Origin of the sequence: Streptomyces sp. NPDC018000 (assembly GCF_044328025.1) — a bacterium.
In the GTDB taxonomy this organism is placed as follows: Bacteria; Actinomycetota; Actinomycetes; order Streptomycetales; family Streptomycetaceae; genus Streptomyces.
In genome coordinates, this window is record NZ_JBIRGM010000003.1 from 183,386 (window position 1) to 202,053 (window position 18,668).

An 18,668-nucleotide genomic window follows, 5' to 3' on the forward strand; every position below is an offset into this window, starting at 1 on the left:
TAATCGCAGGGCAGCGACACAGACTTGGGCCGGTTCTGACTGCTTTCCCGCACAAGGAGTGCCCTTCATGCGTCTTCGTTCCACCGTCGCTGCCGCCTTCGGCGCGCTCGCGCTCATCGTGGCCGTGCCGACCTCGGCCGGTGCGGCCACCGGCTACTTCGGCTACACGTACAGCGGTCTCGACGGCTCCCCGCAGGTCGCCTACCTGGTCGACCCGCCGAGCCGGGAATGCATCACCCTGCCGGAGGTCGGCGACCCCAACTCGTCGAGCCCCGCACGCGCTCCGCGGAACTACACCGACGCGACCGCCACCGTCTTCACCGGCCCCGACTGCGACGGCGACTACTTCACTCTCCGGCCGCGCGGTGGCCACGCCTCCAGCCGGCTGATGCTCCGCTCCGTCGTGTTCAGCTGATCCCGCCCCCACCGCGCAGACCGAGAGAGGGGCCGTCTTGGGGGCGGCCCCTCTCTCATGCGCGGGTTGAGACCCGGCCGTCGCTGGTTGACCGCTGTCAGTCGTCCACCTTCGCGTTGCCTGGCTTGTCGCGGCAGGAGTAGGTGTCGATAGCGACGTCGTTGGGCCTGGCCTTGTCGCGGATGGTCCTTGGGGACGCGGGGCAGATTGTTCCGGAAGTCCTGGTCCCAGTCGTTGCTGCGCGCGTAGTCCATGAGGGCCTGCTGGAGCTTCTCGCAGTCGTCGCGGTGGCCCTTGACCATGGCGATGCCGTAGTCGTTGAACGGGCCGAACGGCAGGGCTTGTTCGAAGGTGAGACCGTCGGGGTCGTCTTCCACGCTGGTGGCCCCCTTTCCTCGGAGGGCAGGTGCCCTCCACAGATCCCCGGGGATGCCGCAAGGGCGGGTGTTCCCTCAGCCGCCGGACGTCCACCGGGACTTCCAAGACCGTTGAGACCGTCGAGAAGTTGTACGACGCGGGTTCCTGCGTAGGCAAAGGTCGTGGCGGCGGCCGGAGGGGGAGGGGGGTGGAGGGTCAGGTCCCGGCCCTGGTCCGCGCCTCTCCGAGTGTCCGCGCCTCCGGGGCGGGCAGGGGCGTCTTTCGCTCGCCGCCGGTGCGTTCCAGGCCCAGTCGCAGAAGGATGGTGATGAGGGCGGCGACCGCGAATCCCACGCCGGCCCAGGCGAGTTGGCGGGCTCCGTATTCAGCCAAGACCCAGCCCCCGACCGCGGTTCCGACGGTGATGCCGAGGTTCGAGAACGAGATGAAGAGGCTGTTGCCGAACTCGGGCGCGTCGACGGCGTCCCTTCCCAGCCAGCTCTGGCTCACGATGAGCCCGCCGGAGTGCACGGCCCCCCAGACCGGTACGGCCAGGACCATCGGCGCGAACAGCGGGCCGACGGCGTACAGGAGCACGTAGACGAGCAGACACAGGACCGGGTAGGCGACCACCGTACGAATCAGGTTGCGCCGCAACAGTCCACCGAAGACGAAGTTCCCGAGGATCATGATGACGCCGAACGTCATCAGCATGGCGCTGACCCAGGTGCCGTCCATGTGCGTGACCTGGCCGAGGAACTCGGCGAAGTAGCCGTAGACCGAGAACATCGCCGCGAAGACGAGGACGACCGACGTGATGGTCAGCCACATCCGGAACCGCTTGAGAACGCTCAACTGGGCGCCGTAGGACACCCGTTGCCCGACAGGCATCGGCGGTACGAAGCGCAGGATGCCGAGGAAGGCGATCAGATTGACGAGCGCACCGAACCAGAAAGCCGACGCCAGGGACACATGCTCGGCGAGGTACGAGGTCAGCGGCACACCGAAGGCGAAGCCGACGGTGACACCGCCGAACACGGTCGTCGTGGCCCGGGTCGCGTCCTCGGCGGGCACCAGCCGTGCGGCGGTCGCGAGCGCGACCGCGAAGAACACCGGGTGGAAGAGGGCGGGAACGACGCGGAAGGCCAGCATCACCTCGTACTGCGTGGTGAGCGCGTAGACGGCGTTGGAAACGGCGAACACCGCGACTGCGGCGGCGAGCACCTTCTTACGGTCGATGCCGGAGGCGAGCAATGTTGTGAACGGCCCGGACACGGCGATGACCAGGGCAAAGGCCCCCACGAGCCACCCCGCGGCGGACGGTGTGACACCGAGCTCGGCCGAGACCTGGGGGAGCACGCCGACCATGCCCATCTCGGTGGTGATGATCCCGAACACGCCCAGGGCGAGCACCAGGACGGTGAGGGAGGTCTTTCTCATCGCGACCTTTCATCAAATCTAGAAAAGTAGATGCATCGAGCTGCGGGAGAGGGCAGGCGTGGGAATCGGGCCGACTGCGGGCGGGCTGTGTGCGGCTGTGCGCGGGCTACAGCTCGTCGCGGACGTGCGCGGCGAACTCGGCGATCACTGTTTCGTTGCGTCGGTAGTAGGTCCACTTGCCGATGCGTTCCGAGGTGAGCAGCCCCGCGTCCCTCAGGGTCTGCAAATAGCCGGACACCACCGACTGTGCCAGCCCGGCACGCTTCTGGATGTCGCCGACGCACACGCCGATGTGGAAGCCGAGCCCCTGCTGGCGGTAGGAGTTCTCGTCGAAGTACTTCTCCGGTTCCCTCAGCCACTGCATGAACTGCAGGCGTGCGGGGTTGGCGAGCGCCTTGTGTATGGCCAGGGGGTCCACTGCTGCTCCTCGCCTCTCCGTGCGGCTCATGGGATACATCTAGCTTTCTCGATATGTAGGGGCAAGTCAAATCGCTGAATCCGGCCAGGTTGCCGTTATGGAGGGGGAGGTTGTGCAGGCCCGTGTCACGGGCGGCCCGGATACGGTCCTCGGCCCTGGCGCGGCGGCGATGCCGCAGCTCGAGTGTGACGTGGTGCCTACCAGTAGGTGCGCGTGATCTTGTCAGGTAGTCGCCCCTGCCGCTTCCCCTCCTGGAAGATCACCGATGCCGCGATCAGGAAAGCGCGACGGAGTTTCGAGTCCGGGTCGGGGTTTTCCGTATTCCCGACGTTTTTGTCGAGAAGCATGTCGCCGAGGGTTGTTCCCTCCGGTGTGCAGGGGCGGGCGACTGATTCCTCCAGGTCGATCAGGATGTTTCCGGTGGTTCCTTCCGTGGTTTCCCAGGCGTAGACGGATCCCGTTTCGAGGGAAAGGGTCTTCCTGCACGTCAGTGATGCTGTCACGGGGTTTTCCACCAGTTCGCTCGTGGCCGCCCTCTCAGGGCGCCCGGCCGCTCTCACTGCGGCCGGGCGTGAAAGGGTCAGCGTCCGCCTGCGGGCTGGGTGCGCCGTTTGAGCGTGCGTCGGTAGTCCTGGAACCGGGCCTTGGCAATCACCGAGCGGTCGCCGTTGCGGAGCACGATGCCCTCGGGGTGGCCGCCCGCGCTCTCGTCCAGGGCCACGCGGGTCACCGGCAGATGTTCGGTGAGAAACGTCTGCATCTCGGCAATGCCGGTCGGCAGGCCACCCGCGTCCACGGTGGCCAGCCGCGGGACCAGCTCGATGTCCTGGGCCTTGGCGGACTGGGCCAGTTCGTATTCGGACAGGAACCGCTGCCCGCCGTCCTCACGCCAGTTGGAGATCCGGGCCCGTGGCCACTCCAGGACTTCGAGCGGGACGTCGGCCGAGTCGAACAGCCGGTAGCCGACGGTGCGGTTACCGGTGTATTCGCGGCTGGCCGCAGTGACCTTGCCGCCGTACACCTCCAGGTACAGGATCCGGATGCCCTCGGCGGGCGGGGTGACGCGGTCGGCGAGGGGGCGTAGTGCGTCGGCGATACCGAGGGCGGGGTTCCCGATCAGGTCGCCGCGGGCGTAAAGGAGTTCCTCGCGGCTGCCGAGGACGTAGTCACCGTTGGGGAAGCTGATGATCCGGCCGTTGGTGCCGTCGACCTTCTCGGTGAGGTACACGTCGCCGTTGAAGTCGACGGTCTCCTCGATGAGGCCGCCGTTCTTCGGGTCGAGCGCGTGGTAGGTGGGGATTGACGGGTACTTGGTCGCCGTGTTGAGGGCGGCGAGGTCGATGGCGCGGATCACGGTGTGCTGTCCTTCTCGATTCGGCTGGGTGCTGCGGCAGGGGCGGGGCGGTGGTCGGAGGACGCTGTACGTCGGCGGGGGCCGGTGCGGGGCGTCCTGCCGCGGGCTCGGGCCGAGGCGAGTGAGGGCAGCAGTGAGCTTGGCGTCCCGTCCTTCGACCACGGCCATTCGGAGAGCTCGGGCACGTCAAGGCAACTGACGTGGCTTCGGGTTGTGGTGAAGGCGTGCGCAGCGAGCATGTATTGCGGCGCGGTGTTCGAGCAATGGGTTTTGTTCTCGACGCCTACGCGGGCCTGGGCTGCCCCGCGACGCTTTGCGGCCCCGGTTCGGCCCCGGTTCGGCCCCGGTTCGGGGCGAGCGCGGCGGCAGACTGCTGCGCGGCCCGAGCCGGTTGCGAGGCGAAGTCCCGTTCGCATGGCGAGAGATGGAATCAGTGCGGTACCGTGACGAAGTCATCACGCTCTGTGTGTTCACACGCGCATAGAGCGGCCCCCGGCGGTGCTCTAACACCAGCCGAGGGCCTTCATCGCCAGTGGAGCTGAGAGGCCACCGGAAATGCTGCGTCATGCTATCGCGCCGACCGCGCGCTATACGAAGGCATCGCACGATGTCGTCCGCCAACCGCGTCTGAACAGCGATGCGAAGATCCTGATCCTGTACGTCCAGGGCCTCCCCGAGGGCTCCACGTCGAAGCCCTTGAGTGAACTCGCCCAGAAGCTGGGCATCAAGGGCCGCGCGTACCAGAAGGCGAAGGTGCAGCTGGTCGAGCACGGCTACGTACACGAGTGGCGAAGCCAGGGTGACGGGGGCCGCTGGATCACCGAGCAACTGGTCGCGAACACGCCCCTGACGACTGAGCAGGCGGGACACCTGCGAGGGGCTCCGCCCGCGTCCCCGCTCATGTCCCCGCCTGCGCCCCCGTCGCCGAGTACGCAGTTACCGACGGTCGGCGAACCGACTGCCCGGACGGCCGGTGGCTATAAACCGGTAGAAGACCACAGTGACAAGACCACTCCCCACCCACCCTCCGAAGCCGAGCCAACGGCGGACCCGGACCCCGAGCCGACGGCGGACCCGGACGGCCCCGAGCCAACGGCGGGTTCGGCCGATTCCCTCCAACTGGCCCGGGCGGAACGGATCCTGCTCTCCCTGCGCCACTCCCGCCGCGAACTGCACCTGGGTGTACGCGAGGCCCGCGCGCTGGCCGTGGAGGCGGTCAAGTGGCTGGAGCGCGGCCTGAGCGAATCCGATCTGCGCCAGGCCCTACTCGCCGAACGCCCGCAAGACGGCGTGCGCTCAGCGGTCGGCTTCCTCCGCTACCGCCTGATCCAGAAACTGCCCGAGCCACGAATCCCACTCCGGCCGTACGAACCCCCGCCCGTTCGCGAGCTGTTGGAGTGTCAGGGACCGGGTGAGAAGCATGTCTTCCGCCCACTGGCCGACGAGACGGAATGCGCCCCGTGCCGCCGTTCCGCAGCACACGCGACCTTCTACGGCGAACCCGAGCCGGAGCCCGACCGCATCCCGTGGCGGGAACGGATCGCGAGGATCAACGGGACATCGGCGGCCCTGCCGGGTGAGGGCTGACTTCGTACGCGCCCCCGGCATCGACGGCGTGGCTGCGGCCTGAGCGCGCAACCCGGACCCGTCGGGAAAAGTTGACGCGTCGGAATTTTCCGACCTATCGTTGTGGCATGCCAACCGATGTGTTCGGCGTGCTGGCCAATCCAGTGCGCCGCAAGTTGCTTGAATCCCTGCGAGCGGGTCCGCGGTCCACGGGTGATCTGGCCGGCCTGTTCGAGCTGGGGCGCCCAGCGGTCTCCGAACATCTGGCGGTGCTGCGGTCCGCCGGTCTGGTGCGCGAGGAGCCCCGCGGCAGGCAGCGGTTCTATCACCTCCAACCGGCCGGGCTCGCCGAGGTCGGGGAGTGGCTACATCTGTTTGAGCACTACTGGAAGCAGCGGCTGCAAAAGCTGGCTGACGTACTGGACGAGGAGAACACTCCATGACTGAGCATGCTGTGATTCGTTGCGAGCAGTCTCTGGCTCACCCGCCTGCCGCGGTCTGGACCGCGCTGACCGACCCCGGACTCCAGGCCCGCTGGTGGGTCCCCGGTGACATCAGGCCGATCGTCGGCCACCGCTTCACCCTGGACATGGGCAACTTTGGCACCCAGCCGTGCGAGGTGACCGCGGTCGAGCCCGAGCGGCTGCTGAGCTACCGGTTCGCCGAGGGCTCGCTGGACACGGTCATCACCTGGCGGCTCGAAGCGGACGGCGAAGGCACCCGCCTGCTGCTCGAACACGCCGGCTTCGACATCGACTCTCCGATGGGAAAGCACGCCTACCAAGGCATGAGCGAGGGCTGGCCGCACGTCCTCGGCCGCATCGACGCCGCTCTGGCCACACCCGCCGCCTAGGAAGTGTCGTCGGGATGGGCGCTTGGTACTGGTGGGGGTATTCAACTGTCGCCAGTTCTCGGCCCGGGCTGGGGATGGGTGACGTTCCGTGGCCGAAAAGGTCTACTTCCTCGGAAGACGCCTCAACGGCGGAGGGCCCCGCACGAAACCGGGAGGTCGGGGGTTCACGTGCGGAGCCGCTCACGGGGTGTGGGCCGTCAGACTCCGATCAGGGAGTACGTACCCGTACCGTCCTGCCTGCCGCTGGAGTACTGGCGTATGAACTCCCCGTCCGCGTACCGGTCGTGGCCCATCATGGAGCCCGTGTACTTGTTCTGCACACCGATCTTCGAGCTGCCGGGTACGTCGCGATAGATGTAGAACCGCTGGAGGTCGTCCTCCGCGCAGGGGACCGTCATCAGGACCGCCCGTTCGGTGGCCGCGTTCTGCTCAGCGATGGTCGCGCACCCGCCGTTGCCCCAGTTCCACAGGGACGCCTCGAGGACCCCGTTGCGCTCCGTCACGTTGCACAGGCGCCAGTTGTCCAGGTGGGCGCTGAAGATCGTCGAGGGCCGCAGGCGGACACCGTCGTCCGCCAAGACCGGCGCGCCCCAGGACAGGGGCTTGCCGGGTACGGCGATCTTGTAGGCGCCGGCCTGGCAGTCGAGAGCGGCCCGCGCGCTACGCCCGGTGGCCTTGGGCTGTTCGGCGGACGTGCCGCTGGTGAGAGCCGGGCGCTGCACGAGGCGGTCCCGCTCCTGCTTCGCCGTCGGCGCCACCGCACCCGCCGGGTGCTCGGCCTTCACGGCGGCCGAGCCGCAGTCGAGGAGGCCTTGTGCCTTGGCCATGATGCTGCCTGCGGGCACCTTGTCCTCGCAGCGCACCGCGCCTTCCTCGAGGGTGGTGTAGGTGGTGAAGCTGCCGCTGCCGGGCCCCTCGATCCACTTCAACGCCCAACTGCCGTCACCCTGCTGGACGCGGTTGCAGTTGAGGCTTCCGTACGTACCGGTGACCTTCTTGGTGCCCTTGTAGACGCCGTAGTAGCCGGGCTGGTTGAAGTTCCACGTGACGGAATTCGACTCGCTGCTGGTGGAGGAGTAGTCGACCTTTACGTTCAGGCCCAGGCTCGCGCCGACCTTGCCGAGGGTCTCGACGGCGAAACTGCCCTCGACATTGCCGTTGAGGCCGACAGAGACCGAGATGGTCGTCTGGGTGCTGGTGCTGATGGTCTGGTTGCCGGTTGTGCCCTCGGTGACGTACCAGCCCTTGAAGTGGGTGATCGTCGGGGACACTTCGGTGGTCTTGATGTACGGGTGGCGTGTGCCGAGGTCGGCCGCCGTACAGGTGTCGCCGGGCTGGGATGCCGTTGTGTTGGTGGGTGCCGCAGCAGCCGGTGAGGCGGCAAGGCTCATGGCGGTGACCGCGCAGGCGGCCGCCGTAGCGGTCACCGCCATGAATGATCTGCCGATGTGGCTGACGGGTCCTATGAGGCGCATCATTGTCTGTTGCCCCCTGGTCGTGTGTCCGGTCGGGGGTGAATGTAGCGGCCACGGGGGTGGTGGCGTGAGGCCGGAACTGGCCACAAATGACCACGGAAGAGCATATTCCGCCCCTGGCGCAGACCGTTGCCGGGCCGGTTCGAAGGCCGCGTCGAATTCCTCGTCGGAGACGAGGAACGCGTAGTGCTGCATGACGATCGACTCCGCCGGGATGGCGGCGAAGTGGCCGAGAACTGGCCACAGTTGAATACCCCCACCAGTACCGAGGGCCGGATGGTGTGGGCGATGTCGTGCTGCCGAAGCCAGGCGCGGATCGCCTTCGAGCTGTAGCCCTTGTCGCCGATGACAGGGGCGGGTCGGGTCCGGGGCCGTCCCGGACCCGACCGGGGCACCCGGATGGCGTCCATCACAGCGGTGAACTGCGTGCAGTCGTTGATGTTGCCGCCGGTCAGGATCAGGCCGGGCGGGCGGCCGAGTTCGTCGACCGCCAGGTGGAGCTCGCAGCCGTGGGCAGCAAAGGCCGCAGCAGGTCCCACTCGGCATCGGACAACTCCTGGCGACGTATCCCAACCGTGATCCACTGCCTGAGATCACGGGTCGATGCCGTGACGGACCGAGCGCCAAGGCCTACCTGGCCTGCGTCATACCTGGCCTGCGTCGGACCGTGCCGGCTCAGACTGCGAAGCCACCGTCCACCGCCAGTTCCGCGCCTGTGACGTATCGGGCGCTGTCGCCGACCAGGTATGAGACGGCGTCCGCGACCTCCGCCGCCGTGCCGTAACGGCCGAGCGCGGTGAAGCCGCGCTGGAAGTCGGCGGAATCGCCGTCGCCCGGGTTCATGTCGGTGTCGATCGGGCCCGGGTGGACCAGGTTGACGGTGACCCCATGCGGGCCGAGCTCCCGGGCCATGCCCTTGGTGAAGCCGATCAGCGCGGCCTTGCTGGTCGCGTAGAGCACGCCTCCGGGGAAGGCCACACGCTGGGCGATGCAGCTGCCGATGCTCACGATCCGTCCACCCTCGACCAGGTACTGCAGCGCCGCCTGGGCGTAGAGGTAGGGCGCGCGAACGTTCACCGCCAGCACCCGGTCGATCTGGTCGAGTGCCACCGCCTCGATCGGCCCGACGGCGCCGACACCCGCGTTGTTCACCAGGATGTCCAGCCGCCCGAACCGCTCGGCGACCGCCGCCACCGCGCCGCGCACCGCCTCCGGGTCTGCGCTGTCCGCGCGGACGGCCCAGCCGGTCCGCCCCATCGCGGTGATCTTGGCGGCCACCTCTTCGGCCAACTCGGCCGAGCCCTGGTAGGTCAGCGCCACGTCTGCGCCGTCCCCGGACGACGGTCCGGACAGCTCTTTCGGCACATCGTTCCTCGATATCAACAGGGATGGTTGGCCAGTGCGTGCTTCCAGTGCTGGGGCAGTGCCATGGCGTTGCGTCGGGGCGCATCGGCGATGGCGGTGCAGCGGACGGTGTCGAGGGTGCGGGTGATGGAGAGGTAGACGGGGCTGTAGGGGCCGACGGTCAGGAACATAGAGGCGGCTTCAAGGCGAGCGTCGAAGCAGGTGAGGGCGTTGGGGAAGGTGATGCTGCTGGTCGCCAGGGGATACAGGTGTGGTCCGAGGAGGGTGCGCAGGAGGCGGGGGCTAGGGCTTAGGGGGCGGCGGAGGGTGAGCAGGCGCCGCTGGGCGTCGCGTACGTGGTCGCGGCGCAGGGCGGCGGTCTGCTGGCGGATGGCGGTCAGGGCGGCGGGGAGCGTGGTGGCGGTGGTGGGCAGGAGGAGACGGTGGGCTCCCACGTGGTTGCCGGGCGCGTGGCTTTGGTCGGGCCGGCGTGTGGAGAGGGCCATCAGGAGGTGTGGAGGCCGGGACGTCGTCTGAGGCAGGAGGGCGCGCAGTGCGAGGGCGAGGGCGGCGAGGCAGACGTCGTTGACGGTGCAGTGGTGGGCGTCGGCGAGGGCGCGCAGGCGTGTGAGGGGGATGTCCTTGTAGTCCCATTGGGGGCCGTTGGTGCCGCCGAGTGCGGCGCGCAGCACCGGTCGGGCCGGGTCTGGGCGCAAGAGAGGGGCGGCCAGGCGCAGCCCGGCGGCGAGTGTGGTGGTGGATCGCGGGCGTTGAGCGGGGTGCGCGTGGGGCCCGGCGGTGGGGGTGTCGCAGAGCAGGGCGATGGCGGTGTGGGCGGCACCGACACCGTCTTGGTGTCCGTGGTGGATCCGCAGGGCGACGCGAAACCGCTCGGGGGTGCTTGGCTGGGTGAGCAGATGGATGTCCCAGGGAGGATGAGGAGCAGGAGGCAGTGGCCGGGCCAGGAGGGTCTCGCAGGCGTCCGACAGGGCGTGCGGGCGGGTCGGCAGGGGGTGGTGGTGGAGGTGGGTGTCGGGGCAAAGAGGTTCGGCGCGGGAGGTCCAGGTACGGTCGCGGGGGGCGGGTGGTGTGTGGAGGAGGGTCGGGATAGTGCCGGCCCGATCGAGGATGCGCCGGGCCCAGGTCTCCTGAGCGGGAGGGGAACCGATGAAGTCGAGGAAGAAGCCGGTGACCGGCGGGGTAGGCATCTGCAGGAAGGCCCGGTCGGCGGGGGTGATGGCGTCCACGCGTGGCGCAACGACGCGGAGCGGTCCAGGTCACCGGGCCGGGCCTGGATGAGCATGTGGTTACGCTCAAAAGATCACCGTGAACGCCGCGGGGGCGCGGAGCAGGGTGTTGGTGTCGATCACCGTGGTCAGTGCAGGAAGGCGAAGACGGATCCACCTGCGGTGGCTCCCAGGACGGCTCCGGCGATGGTCTGGGCAGTGGTGTGGGCGTTCAGCCGGATGCGTGACCAGGCGATGAGGGCGATGAGCGGGGTGAACGCGAGGACGGGGGTCCCGTAGGCGATGGTGAGGGTGGCCACGGTGCCGGAGCTGACAGCGGTGTGGAGCGACACCTTCCATCTGGTGGTGATGATCAGTACCAGCGTCAGTGAAACGAACATGGCGGCGACAAGGGCGGTGGTCTCGCGCGGAGCGCCGAGCAGGCCCGCGATGAGCAGGCCGGTGAGGACTGAGGCCAGGATGGCCGGCAGGATGCGCAGACGGTCTTGGCGGCGGGGGAGGTGCCGGTCGCCCCAGCGGCCTCGGCGTTGGCCGTGGATGACGAGCCCGGCGGGGCCGGCCACGGTGAACAGGGCGGTCAGGATGCTCCAGCCGATTCCGATGAGGCGCTCTGCATGCCAGCCGATCAGCAGGGTGGTGAGGAGAACGCAGTATTTCGGGTCGAAGACGTCGCTGACGGTTTGCGCCAGGCGGTGCGACAAGAGTGACCGGTCGGAGGACACCGCCGTCGTCCGAGCGGTCAGCGGCTGCTGGGGCGGGAGCACGGTGCCGAAGCGACGTGTGCGCCGGGTGTAGTCGCGCACTGCCTGCTGCTGCTCTGCCTCGCGCTGCCCTTCGGGCAGGTGCGGCTGGGCCTCTTCGACGACCGCGCCCTGCCACCCGACGCATCCTCCGCTCGCGCAGGTGCCCTCCTGCGCACGCAGTACCCGGACGACCCCTTCAGCGGCACAGCCATCGTCCTTCCCGCCTTCGACGCAGCTCGCCACCGGCACGACCTCGACGACTACGCCCGCCGGGTCAGCGCTCTTCCCCGAGTGACCCAGGTGGCCACCGCAACCGGCACCTACCGCCATGGCCGGCTCGCCGAACCGGCCGGCGACGCCTCCCACCGCTTCACCACTCGCCACAGCGCTTACCTTTCGGTCAGCAGCGACAGCGACACCGCTGCCCGCATCCGCGCGGTGCCCGCCCCCGCCACGGCCTGGCTGACCGGTCCAGACGCCCGCGCCCTCGACGTCACCACCCTGCTGTCACAACGGCTGCCGATCGCACTCACCCTGGTCGGCACCACCATGCTCGTGCTCACTCTGGGACTGACCCGCCGCCCCGTACTCGCCCTCAAGGCCCTCGTCCTGAACACCCTGAGCCTCTCGGCGACCTTCGGCGCCCTCGTATGGATCTTCCAGCAGGGGCATCTGCGCGGCATCGTCGGCGACTTCACCCCGACCGGGACCACCGACGCCTTCACCCTTGTGATCCTTTTCTGCCTCGCCTTCGGCCTGTCCATGGACTACGAGTGTCTGCTCCTGGCCCGGGCCGTCGAAGAACACGACACCGGCGCGGACACCCGCACCGCCATCGTCCGGAGCATCGCCAGCACCGGGCACCTGTTCACCTGGTCCGCCGTCATGCTCGCCGTCGTCATGACCGCCTTGGCCACCTCCGACGTGGCCATCGTCAAAGCCACCGGTATCGGCCTGGGCCTGGCCGCAGTCATGGACGCCACTCTCGTGCGCGGCCTGCTCGCACCCGCCGCCATGCGCCTTGCCGGCGAGGCCAACTGGTGGGCCCCCAAACCCCTGCACGCCACCACGGCGCCGCAGCCGCAACGCCCTGCCCCGCTCCGTGCCGATACCCGGGAGGTAATGGCGCCGACCTGTCGGCGTCGGTCAGAATGCTGATCTCGCCGCGTCAGCCGGACGTGGATTTCGGATTCGGATCGGAGTGATGAGTCGTGTCCATAGCCGTACCCATGACCACTCGTGCTGTCGTGGAGGAACTGTTGCGGCGGATCGGCGAGGGCGATCCCGAGCGCATCGCTGAGATGTACGCCGAGCGGGGCGACTGGAAGCTGGCCTGGCCGGAGGCCGAGCACGGTCGGGCTGCCACCCCATGGATCCGTCACCGTTCCACCCGCGCCGATGCCGCCGCCCACTACCGCGAGCTCGCCGAGCACCACGTGCCCGGGCAGGCAGCGACCGAGATCGAGCGCATCCTCGTCGACGGCCGGGACGCGGTCGTGCTCGGCGAGATCCGTCAGACCGCCCGCTCCACCGGGCGCGCCTATCGCGCCCGGTTCGCTCTGCACCTCACCGTCGAGGACGGCCTTGTCACCCGGCACCATGTCTACGAAGACAGCCTTGCGGTCGCCCAGGCGTTTGACACGAAGGGACCGAGTACGGCCCGCTGAGGCGGCTTGTGACCGCAAGCCGAGGAGCTGCTCAGCGGCGCGGGTGGAAGACGAACTGCCGCGCGGCGCCGTCCTTCCGCAGCGTGAACCCTCCTGCCTCCGGCAGCGACAGGAACGGGACTTCGGTGCCCTCCGGCAGCGCCTTGGCCTTCCCGGTGTCGAGCGGGACGGCGACGGGCCGGTTCCCGTCCTCCTGATAGCCGTAAGCGATGCCGTCGTCGCCGACGGAGAACAACTGGATGCCCTGGCCGTCCTTGTACGTCCCGGTCGCCTGCTCGTCGAGGCAGTGCGCCTTGCGCTGCTCGAAGTCCAGGGCGAGTGCGCCCGCGACGGCGTAGCGGCCGTTCGCCGAAAGGACGGGCCGGAAGGGGATGCCCTCCGGCCCGGCGCCCGCGTCGCACACCACGGACATCTTCAGCTTCCCGGATTTCAGATCGTGCGCGGCATAGAGAGGCCTGGCTCCCCAGCCCGCGGCGCCCGCGTCAGTGCTCCAGGTGGAGATGACGTGGTCACCGATGATCAACCAAACGTCGCCGTCATCGTCAGCCTTGTGCTGTCGGACGCCCGGCGGAATGGCGTCACGCGACGCCCAGGCCCCGCCGACGCCGAAGCCGCCTATCTGGAGTGACACCACGGGGCCGTCGGGGGAGAGCCCGGCCACCTTGCCGCCGATGCAGTTTTCCCACCCCTCGTCCACGCAGAAGGGGGGCAGTTCCACCTTGCCGTGCTCATACGACTGGACGCGATTCTTTGAGATCTCGACCGTCGCGGAGTTCTGGCTGACCGATGCGTGGGGGACCCACTGCACCACGGCACCGTTTCCGCCGTCGGTGACCTCCAGGTTGTCGTCGTCCGCCGGTACGGCGACGGTACGGGCGGGGGCGACATCCTTCCCGGACGAATCGGCCCGGTAGAAGACGAGGGAGACCGCCCCCGGCTCCTCGCGGGAAATACCCGTACTGGAGGCGCCCTTGCCGGAGGCGCCGTCACCGGGGGCGGCCTCGTTCTCGCTGTACGCCCAGACGGCCACGTACTCGTGGCCGTCCTCGTGCACGACGAGGAGCCGAGGGATCTGTTCCGAGTCCCCGTTGTCCCCCGCGACCGGCGGCTGCCACTTCTGGCTGTTCCAGCGGAGCTTTCCGGTGGCCGCATCGCGCGCCTCGACGACGTAGCCCTCGCCCTTGCGCTGGAGGAAGGCGACGATGCCGGCCTTGGGCGCGGCCTCCACCGGCGGGAGGGAGGGCACCTCCGAGTCGTCCTCCGGAAGCCAGTCGACGGAGGCGTGCCAGCTCTTGGAGGGATCGAAGCCCTCCGGCGCCTTCACCGACGGCTTCGGGGAAGCCTCGGCGGACGGCGAGGAGCCGCCCAGGCCCCCATTCCCCGCACTGCCGTTGCTCCCACAGGCCACCAGCAGCCCAGCGGCCACCGCGGCGGCAATCGCTCTTGTCGTGGTCTTCATTGTGCCCCTCCTCAGGCCGCGGGGACACGAACACAATCACCCCCCGCTCAAGATCAAAATCTAGCGGCGACGTGCCGAAGTGGTCGTACCGGCCCTGGCTTCAACCGAGTTGGCGGATGTGACATGCCGGTCAGAACCGCCGGAACGGGCTGTTCGCGATGTCGAGCAGCGCCTCTGCGTCAAGCGGCAGCTGCTTCGCCGGCCGGTTCGTCCACTGCTGCAGGGTCATGGTCCGGCCGTCCTTTCGCAGCACCCTGTACGTACTGGTTCGTCCGGATGGATCCGGCGTGAGAGCCTCACGCCTGTGGCTACTGAAACCGAGGTGGGAGAGCTGTTGCACCAGCGCGGCTGGCGGACGGCATTCACAGTCGCTGAAAGGGTGAACGCGTGGGCCGCCCTGGTGAGCTTCATCGAGCGCGGCTACGGCGACGACATCTACGAGTACACCAACGACCTGTACTGCCGAAACTGGCTGCACGAGGCGTGGCTCCTGCTGGATGAACACATCGTCCAGCTCTGGACCCCGCAGATCAAAGCCCTGGACGACCGGTACAAGGCCGCGACCATCGACGACGACGGCCAAGCACTCGACCAGTTCCACAGGCTGCCCGGCCCCGACCTGTGGTGGTGGCGGCGACACCCCCGCATCCTCACCGGAGACCTCGGGCGTTCGCTTTGCTCGGCCGGAGCCATCGGCACCGACCCGGACGCGACGTGACCCTCAGCCTTCTGGGATTACGGGACAGCCCTCAGTGATCACGTAATCCGCCGGACAGGCCCTGAACGTCGTCCCCGCACACGACCGGCCATGACTCTGGCCGACAATGCGTACTCGTTCCGAACGATCCGCACCCACCTGCGCAGGCATTGCCGCCGAGCAGTCATCCCGCAACCCGCCGACGCGAAGGCCGCCCGAAGTGGCCCTCGCTTCGCCGAACCGCTCAGAACTCCCGCAGACGAATCGAAGCGATGAACCCGGCCCATGCGGGACGTTGTACGGCGATGCGGGGGCCGGTTGGCTGCTTCGAGTCGCGTACACCGATCATCGGGCGCAGGTCAGCGACCTCTACGCACTCGGTGCCGCTTCCGCCGCTGTGCGACGACTTGAACCAGTGCGCGTGCTCGTCATCCATCAAAGCTCCCCACAGACCCGATTCAGGAGCGCGGCAGACAGTTCGATGTCCAACGCCTGCGCGCGCAGATACTCGAACGCCAATTTATAGCGTGCGAGTTCCTGTGGCTTCTCCATGAAGAGCCCGCCGCCGATGATGTCCACGTACACGACGTCGAGTTCAGGCACGAGGCCGCCGAGGACAACGAAACTGCCCACCGCTGCGGCGTGGGCGCCCGCCTCGAACGGCAGTATCTGAATGGTGACGTGAGGCTGCTTGGCCTGCGTGCAGAGGTGTTTCAACTGCTCGCGCATGACGGCGCGACCACCCACGATGCGTCGGATGACCGCCTCGTCAATCACCGCCCAGATGTGTGGAGGCTCGGCCCGAGCAAGGAGCTCTTGCCGTTTCATTCGGATGTCCACCATGTGGTGGATCTCCTGGTCCGTGCACCGCATCTCCGAGGCGCGGTGGACCGCCTCTGCGTACGCGCGTGTCTGGAGCAGGCCAGGCACGTACATGCAGGCGTAATGGTCCTCGCTGACCACTTCGTCTTCGAGGGTCAGCATGAGGTTCATCGACTCGGGAATCGGGTCCGCGAGGGAGCGCCACCACCCCTGGATGCGGGCCCCTTTGGCCAGCTCGACCAGCGAGGCGCGTTCCTGGTCGCTGGCACCGTACTCGCGGCAGAGCGCATCGACCGCCGGCCACTTGACCGTGCCTTCCTTCGTCTCGTACCGACTCAATGTTGCCTTGGAGAGGCCGACTCGCGACCCGGCCTCTTCCAGCGTGAGGCCTTTGCGCTCTCGGAGGCGGCGCAGATCCGCACCGAGTTGGCGTCTACGGGTGGTTGGTCCGACTGGCATGGCTTTGATCCTTCACGTCGATCCTCAAGAGCGTGCATGGCGCGGAGTGCATCGAGCAAGACAGCGCACTCCGGGGGCGCGCGCCAGTTCATGTGCTCCCACGGCCTGGATGTGAGAGTTCCATTTTGAGAGTTCCACTGTCACCCTATGAGAGATGTTGGGCACACGTGGTGACCGTCCGGTGTTGGAGGAGTGATCGACTTGGGCGAGTGTCGTTTCGGCGTAGACAGAAAGGCGTGGGATCTGGAGTTCCTGGCGGAAGCAGAGGAACTCGCCGGTTTGCGACGTGTGATGCGGCTGCACTTGGAGCTCTGGGGGCTGCCGGAAGTCGTCTACGCAGCACAGATCTGCGTCACGGAACTGGTTGCAAACGTGGTCAGGCACGTGGGTCCCGGGACTCCGACATGCCTCGCCGTATCCATGAATGGCGGCCGTCTCCGCATTGAGGTGAGCGATCCCGATCTGCGAGCACTCCCTACGCTCGTCAAAGCGGCGGGGGAGAGTGAGGCGGGGCGAGGTATGGCGCTTGTGGACGGTGTAGCGGATTGCTGGGGCGTTGTCCTCCGCGGCGACTCCAAGGTCACCTGGTGCGAGCTGGCCACTGGCCTTCGATCACCGAGCGATCACGTCGATGGGCCTCAAGTTGCCAAGGCAGAAGCGCTGTTGGGGCTTTGTGGGTTGGCATCCATTCCTGCGAACTCAGGTCAGGGGCGACTGAGTCCGGCCGTGGGCAAGGGTATGGCGATCGGCCTCATCGCAGACCTCCTCCACTGGCTCCGTGCACATGGATACGACCCGGACGATGCTTTGGAGCACGCCCAGGCGCATTTCGATGCGAGCTGACGGAGGTCCTGCGGCACGTTCCGGTCCCGATTGATCGACGGCCAGAACGCGATTGCCCGGCTGCTGCGAACTCGGCAGAGCTTGTACTCGGTTTGCGGGATGCCGGGTGACCCCGCGCTGTGGCGAGATTCGGAGGCGTGGTTCCGGTCAACCGCGCAGGAAGGCGTGGATTGAGGACGCTATGGCTGTGCCGAGAGGGATGGGCACAGCGTTGCCGATCTGGCGGGCGATGTCGGTCTTCGAGCCGCACCAACGGAAGTCGTGGGGGAAGCCCTGAATGCGGGCGGCCTCGTAGTGCGTGATGGGTCGGGAGGCCGTTGGGTGGAGATAGCGGCCCTTCTCCGGCTTGAAGAATTCGGTCCGGATGGTGACCGAGGGCTCACCGAGGCGAAGCCGACCCATTACGTCACCAGTGCCGGAGTTGTGGTTGTCCCAGCTCTCGGTCGAAAGGTAGGTCACTGCGGTTTTCACGCCACGAGGGCTCGACTCGCCAAAGATCCTGATGCGGCCGTCCTCGTCCACGGTGAACCACTTTCCGCGCAGATCTTTACGGTTCCCACCCGGAGGGATGGCTTTGTAGCGGGCGATCGAGAGTGGCTCCGGGTTGCGCCCGAAGTGCAGGTCGCGAGTGGTGAAGACGCCGAGGACGCGAGCGTTCACGTCAGCGACGTCTTCCTTGGAGTCCGGAAGCTCGGTGCCTCGGAGCCTCAATTCGGAGGACTCCTCGAACACGCTGTCCACGGCGCGCCAGTGCGGCAGGCCCACGTTGATGCCGTCGAGTGCCTGCGTCGAGCCGCTGCCTCCACCTCGCGGGCGTCGGATGTGAGTTGCCGTTGGGTACGCCATTGTCCGGCCGCTGTCGATGTCTTTACGAACGCCGATGACGATGGCGCGGCGACGGGCCTGGACCGCGCCGTAGTCGGCAGCGTTGAGGAGGTACCGCTTGATCCTGCGTTCCTCCGTGTCCGTCGGCTCGTGGCCCGGCGGGTCGACGAGTCGGTATTCGGCCAGCCGTCCGCCCTCGCCAACCTCTTTGAGAAGATTAAGAAATTCGTCCGACTTCAGGAATCGATCGACGTTCTCGATGACAAAGACCTTGGGCCTGATTTCCTCGACGACTCGGACGTATTCCTCCCACAGGCGATTGCGCTCGGTGCCCTTCTTGATCCGGTTGAGTGCAGAGAAACCCTGGCAGGGAGGGCCCCCGACAATGACGTCTGCACTCAGCTCGTCCGACGTCGGCTTCCAGTCCTCGATGTTCTCGAGATGGATGCGTGCCGGTGGAACGTTCTCGTCCCGCCGGCCACTGCCGAAGTTCGCGGCGTACGTGGCAGCAGCAGCCGTGTCGTGTTCGACGGCCGCGATGCTGTGGAAGACCGGACCTCCGTCCGGCGCAGTAGCCGGACGGAACTCGTGAAAGCCCTGAGTGAAGCCCCCGCAGCCGGAAAAAAGATCAAGGACGGTGACGGGCTCGGGGTCGCGGGGGCGGGACGTGCGCATGCGGCGATC

At 67.7% G+C, this 18,668-nt stretch carries 20 protein-coding genes and 2 pseudogenes; 8 read left to right on the top strand and 14 right to left on the bottom strand.

Annotated elements, in window-relative coordinates; all coding sequences use genetic code 11:
- The first annotated feature begins 67 nt into the window (after positions 1 to 67).
- A complete protein-coding gene (locus ACH4EW_RS09320) occupies positions 68 to 415 on the top strand; it encodes a hypothetical protein (protein ID WP_398253697.1) in 348 nt (115 codons plus the stop codon).
- A 573-nt stretch (positions 416 to 988) separates the two neighbouring features.
- Here the strand turns inward: ACH4EW_RS09320 and ACH4EW_RS09325 are convergent.
- The 4 genes from ACH4EW_RS09325 to ACH4EW_RS09340 form a co-directional block, all read right to left on the bottom strand.
- Entirely contained in the window at positions 989 to 2,212 is a 1,224-nt protein-coding gene (locus tag ACH4EW_RS09325) for an MFS transporter (RefSeq protein WP_398253700.1), read from the bottom strand.
- 106 nt (positions 2,213 to 2,318) lie between these two features.
- On the bottom strand, positions 2,319 to 2,630 hold the full coding sequence (locus ACH4EW_RS09330) for an ArsR/SmtB family transcription factor (protein ID WP_398253702.1): 312 nt from the start codon (positions 2,628 to 2,630) through the stop codon (positions 2,319 to 2,321).
- A gap of 197 nt (positions 2,631 to 2,827) precedes the next feature.
- Positions 2,828 to 3,133, bottom strand: a complete 306-nt coding sequence (locus tag ACH4EW_RS09335; protein ID WP_398253705.1) for a hypothetical protein — start codon at positions 3,131 to 3,133, stop codon at positions 2,828 to 2,830.
- A gap of 77 nt (positions 3,134 to 3,210) precedes the next feature.
- Positions 3,211 to 3,984 carry an RNA ligase family protein gene (locus ACH4EW_RS09340; protein ID WP_398253708.1) on the bottom strand — a complete coding sequence of 258 codons (774 nt, stop codon included), beginning with the start codon at positions 3,982 to 3,984 and terminating at the stop codon, positions 3,211 to 3,213.
- 555 nt (positions 3,985 to 4,539) lie between these two features.
- On the opposite strand from ACH4EW_RS09340, the gene ACH4EW_RS09345 reads away from it, so the two are divergent.
- The 3 genes from ACH4EW_RS09345 to ACH4EW_RS09355 all read left to right on the top strand — a co-directional run bounded on the left by ACH4EW_RS09345 (position 4,540) and on the right by ACH4EW_RS09355 (position 6,403).
- Positions 4,540 to 5,571, top strand: a complete 1,032-nt coding sequence (locus ACH4EW_RS09345; RefSeq protein ID WP_398253710.1) for a hypothetical protein — start codon at positions 4,540 to 4,542, stop codon at positions 5,569 to 5,571.
- 107 nt (positions 5,572 to 5,678) lie between these two features.
- Positions 5,679 to 5,993 carry an ArsR/SmtB family transcription factor gene (locus ACH4EW_RS09350; protein WP_398253712.1) on the top strand — a complete coding sequence of 105 codons (315 nt, stop codon included), beginning with the start codon at positions 5,679 to 5,681 and terminating at the stop codon, positions 5,991 to 5,993.
- Positions 5,990 to 6,403 carry an SRPBCC domain-containing protein gene (locus tag ACH4EW_RS09355; RefSeq protein WP_398253714.1) on the top strand — a complete coding sequence of 138 codons (414 nt, stop codon included), beginning with the start codon at positions 5,990 to 5,992 and terminating at the stop codon, positions 6,401 to 6,403. The genes ACH4EW_RS09350 and ACH4EW_RS09355 overlap by 4 nt, the downstream gene beginning before the upstream one ends.
- 197 nt (positions 6,404 to 6,600) lie before the next feature.
- Here ACH4EW_RS09355 and ACH4EW_RS09360 read toward each other — a convergent pair whose 3' ends face one another.
- From ACH4EW_RS09360 to ACH4EW_RS09385, 6 genes and pseudogenes are all read right to left on the bottom strand, one after another.
- Positions 6,601 to 7,836 (bottom strand): hypothetical protein, encoded by a 1,236-nt coding sequence (locus ACH4EW_RS09360; protein WP_398254764.1) that lies wholly within the window; start codon positions 7,834 to 7,836, stop codon positions 6,601 to 6,603.
- Between the two features lie 138 nt (positions 7,837 to 7,974).
- Positions 7,975 to 8,106: pseudogene (locus ACH4EW_RS09365) on the bottom strand (VOC family protein); the annotation flags it as partial.
- A 101-nt stretch (positions 8,107 to 8,207) separates the two neighbouring features.
- Positions 8,208 to 8,462, bottom strand: a pseudogene (locus ACH4EW_RS09370) (transposase); the annotation flags it as partial.
- 91 nt (positions 8,463 to 8,553) lie between these two features.
- Complete coding sequence (locus ACH4EW_RS09375; protein ID WP_398253717.1) at positions 8,554 to 9,243, bottom strand: SDR family NAD(P)-dependent oxidoreductase; 690 nt, start codon at positions 9,241 to 9,243, stop codon at positions 8,554 to 8,556.
- A 14-nt stretch (positions 9,244 to 9,257) separates the two neighbouring features.
- Positions 9,258 to 10,469 carry a wax ester/triacylglycerol synthase domain-containing protein gene (locus ACH4EW_RS09380; protein ID WP_398253719.1) on the bottom strand — a complete coding sequence of 404 codons (1,212 nt, stop codon included), beginning with the start codon at positions 10,467 to 10,469 and terminating at the stop codon, positions 9,258 to 9,260.
- Positions 10,470 to 10,597: 128 nt separating this feature from the next.
- Positions 10,598 to 11,272, bottom strand: coding sequence for a hypothetical protein (locus ACH4EW_RS09385; RefSeq protein ID WP_398253721.1), 675 nt, complete (start codon positions 11,270 to 11,272; stop codon positions 10,598 to 10,600).
- A gap of 39 nt (positions 11,273 to 11,311) precedes the next feature.
- On the opposite strand from ACH4EW_RS09385, the gene ACH4EW_RS09390 reads away from it, so the two are divergent.
- Positions 11,312 to 12,370, top strand: a complete 1,059-nt coding sequence (locus tag ACH4EW_RS09390) for an MMPL family transporter (protein ID WP_398253724.1) — start codon at positions 11,312 to 11,314, stop codon at positions 12,368 to 12,370.
- A 71-nt stretch (positions 12,371 to 12,441) separates the two neighbouring features.
- Positions 12,442 to 12,879, top strand: coding sequence for a nuclear transport factor 2 family protein (locus tag ACH4EW_RS09395; protein WP_398253726.1), 438 nt, complete (start codon positions 12,442 to 12,444; stop codon positions 12,877 to 12,879).
- A 31-nt stretch (positions 12,880 to 12,910) separates the two neighbouring features.
- Here ACH4EW_RS09395 and ACH4EW_RS09400 read toward each other — a convergent pair whose 3' ends face one another.
- Positions 12,911 to 14,338, bottom strand: coding sequence for a hypothetical protein (locus ACH4EW_RS09400; RefSeq protein ID WP_398253729.1), 1,428 nt, complete (start codon positions 14,336 to 14,338; stop codon positions 12,911 to 12,913).
- Positions 14,339 to 14,642: 304 nt separating this feature from the next.
- Between ACH4EW_RS09400 and ACH4EW_RS09405 the strand changes: the two genes are divergently transcribed.
- Entirely contained in the window at positions 14,643 to 15,056 is a 414-nt protein-coding gene (locus ACH4EW_RS09405) for a hypothetical protein (RefSeq protein WP_398253731.1), read from the top strand.
- Positions 15,057 to 15,279: 223 nt separating this feature from the next.
- Here the strand turns inward: ACH4EW_RS09405 and ACH4EW_RS09410 are convergent, their stop codons facing one another.
- Both ACH4EW_RS09410 and ACH4EW_RS09415 read right to left on the bottom strand, forming a co-directional pair.
- Positions 15,280 to 15,471 (bottom strand): DUF397 domain-containing protein, encoded by a 192-nt coding sequence (locus ACH4EW_RS09410; RefSeq protein ID WP_398253733.1) that lies wholly within the window; start codon positions 15,469 to 15,471, stop codon positions 15,280 to 15,282.
- Complete coding sequence (locus ACH4EW_RS09415) at positions 15,471 to 16,316, bottom strand: helix-turn-helix domain-containing protein (RefSeq protein WP_398253736.1); 846 nt, start codon at positions 16,314 to 16,316, stop codon at positions 15,471 to 15,473. The genes ACH4EW_RS09410 and ACH4EW_RS09415 overlap by 1 nt, the downstream gene beginning before the upstream one ends.
- Positions 16,317 to 16,508: 192 nt before the next feature.
- Here ACH4EW_RS09415 and ACH4EW_RS09420 point away from each other — a divergent pair, with 192 nt between their 5' ends.
- Positions 16,509 to 17,159, top strand: coding sequence for an ATP-binding protein (locus ACH4EW_RS09420; RefSeq protein ID WP_398253738.1), 651 nt, complete (start codon positions 16,509 to 16,511; stop codon positions 17,157 to 17,159).
- Positions 17,160 to 17,306: 147 nt separating this feature from the next.
- Here ACH4EW_RS09420 and ACH4EW_RS09425 read toward each other — a convergent pair whose 3' ends face one another.
- A complete protein-coding gene (locus ACH4EW_RS09425; RefSeq protein WP_398253740.1) occupies positions 17,307 to 18,659 on the bottom strand; it encodes a DNA cytosine methyltransferase in 1,353 nt (450 codons plus the stop codon).
- Positions 18,660 to 18,668: the final 9 nt, after the last annotated feature.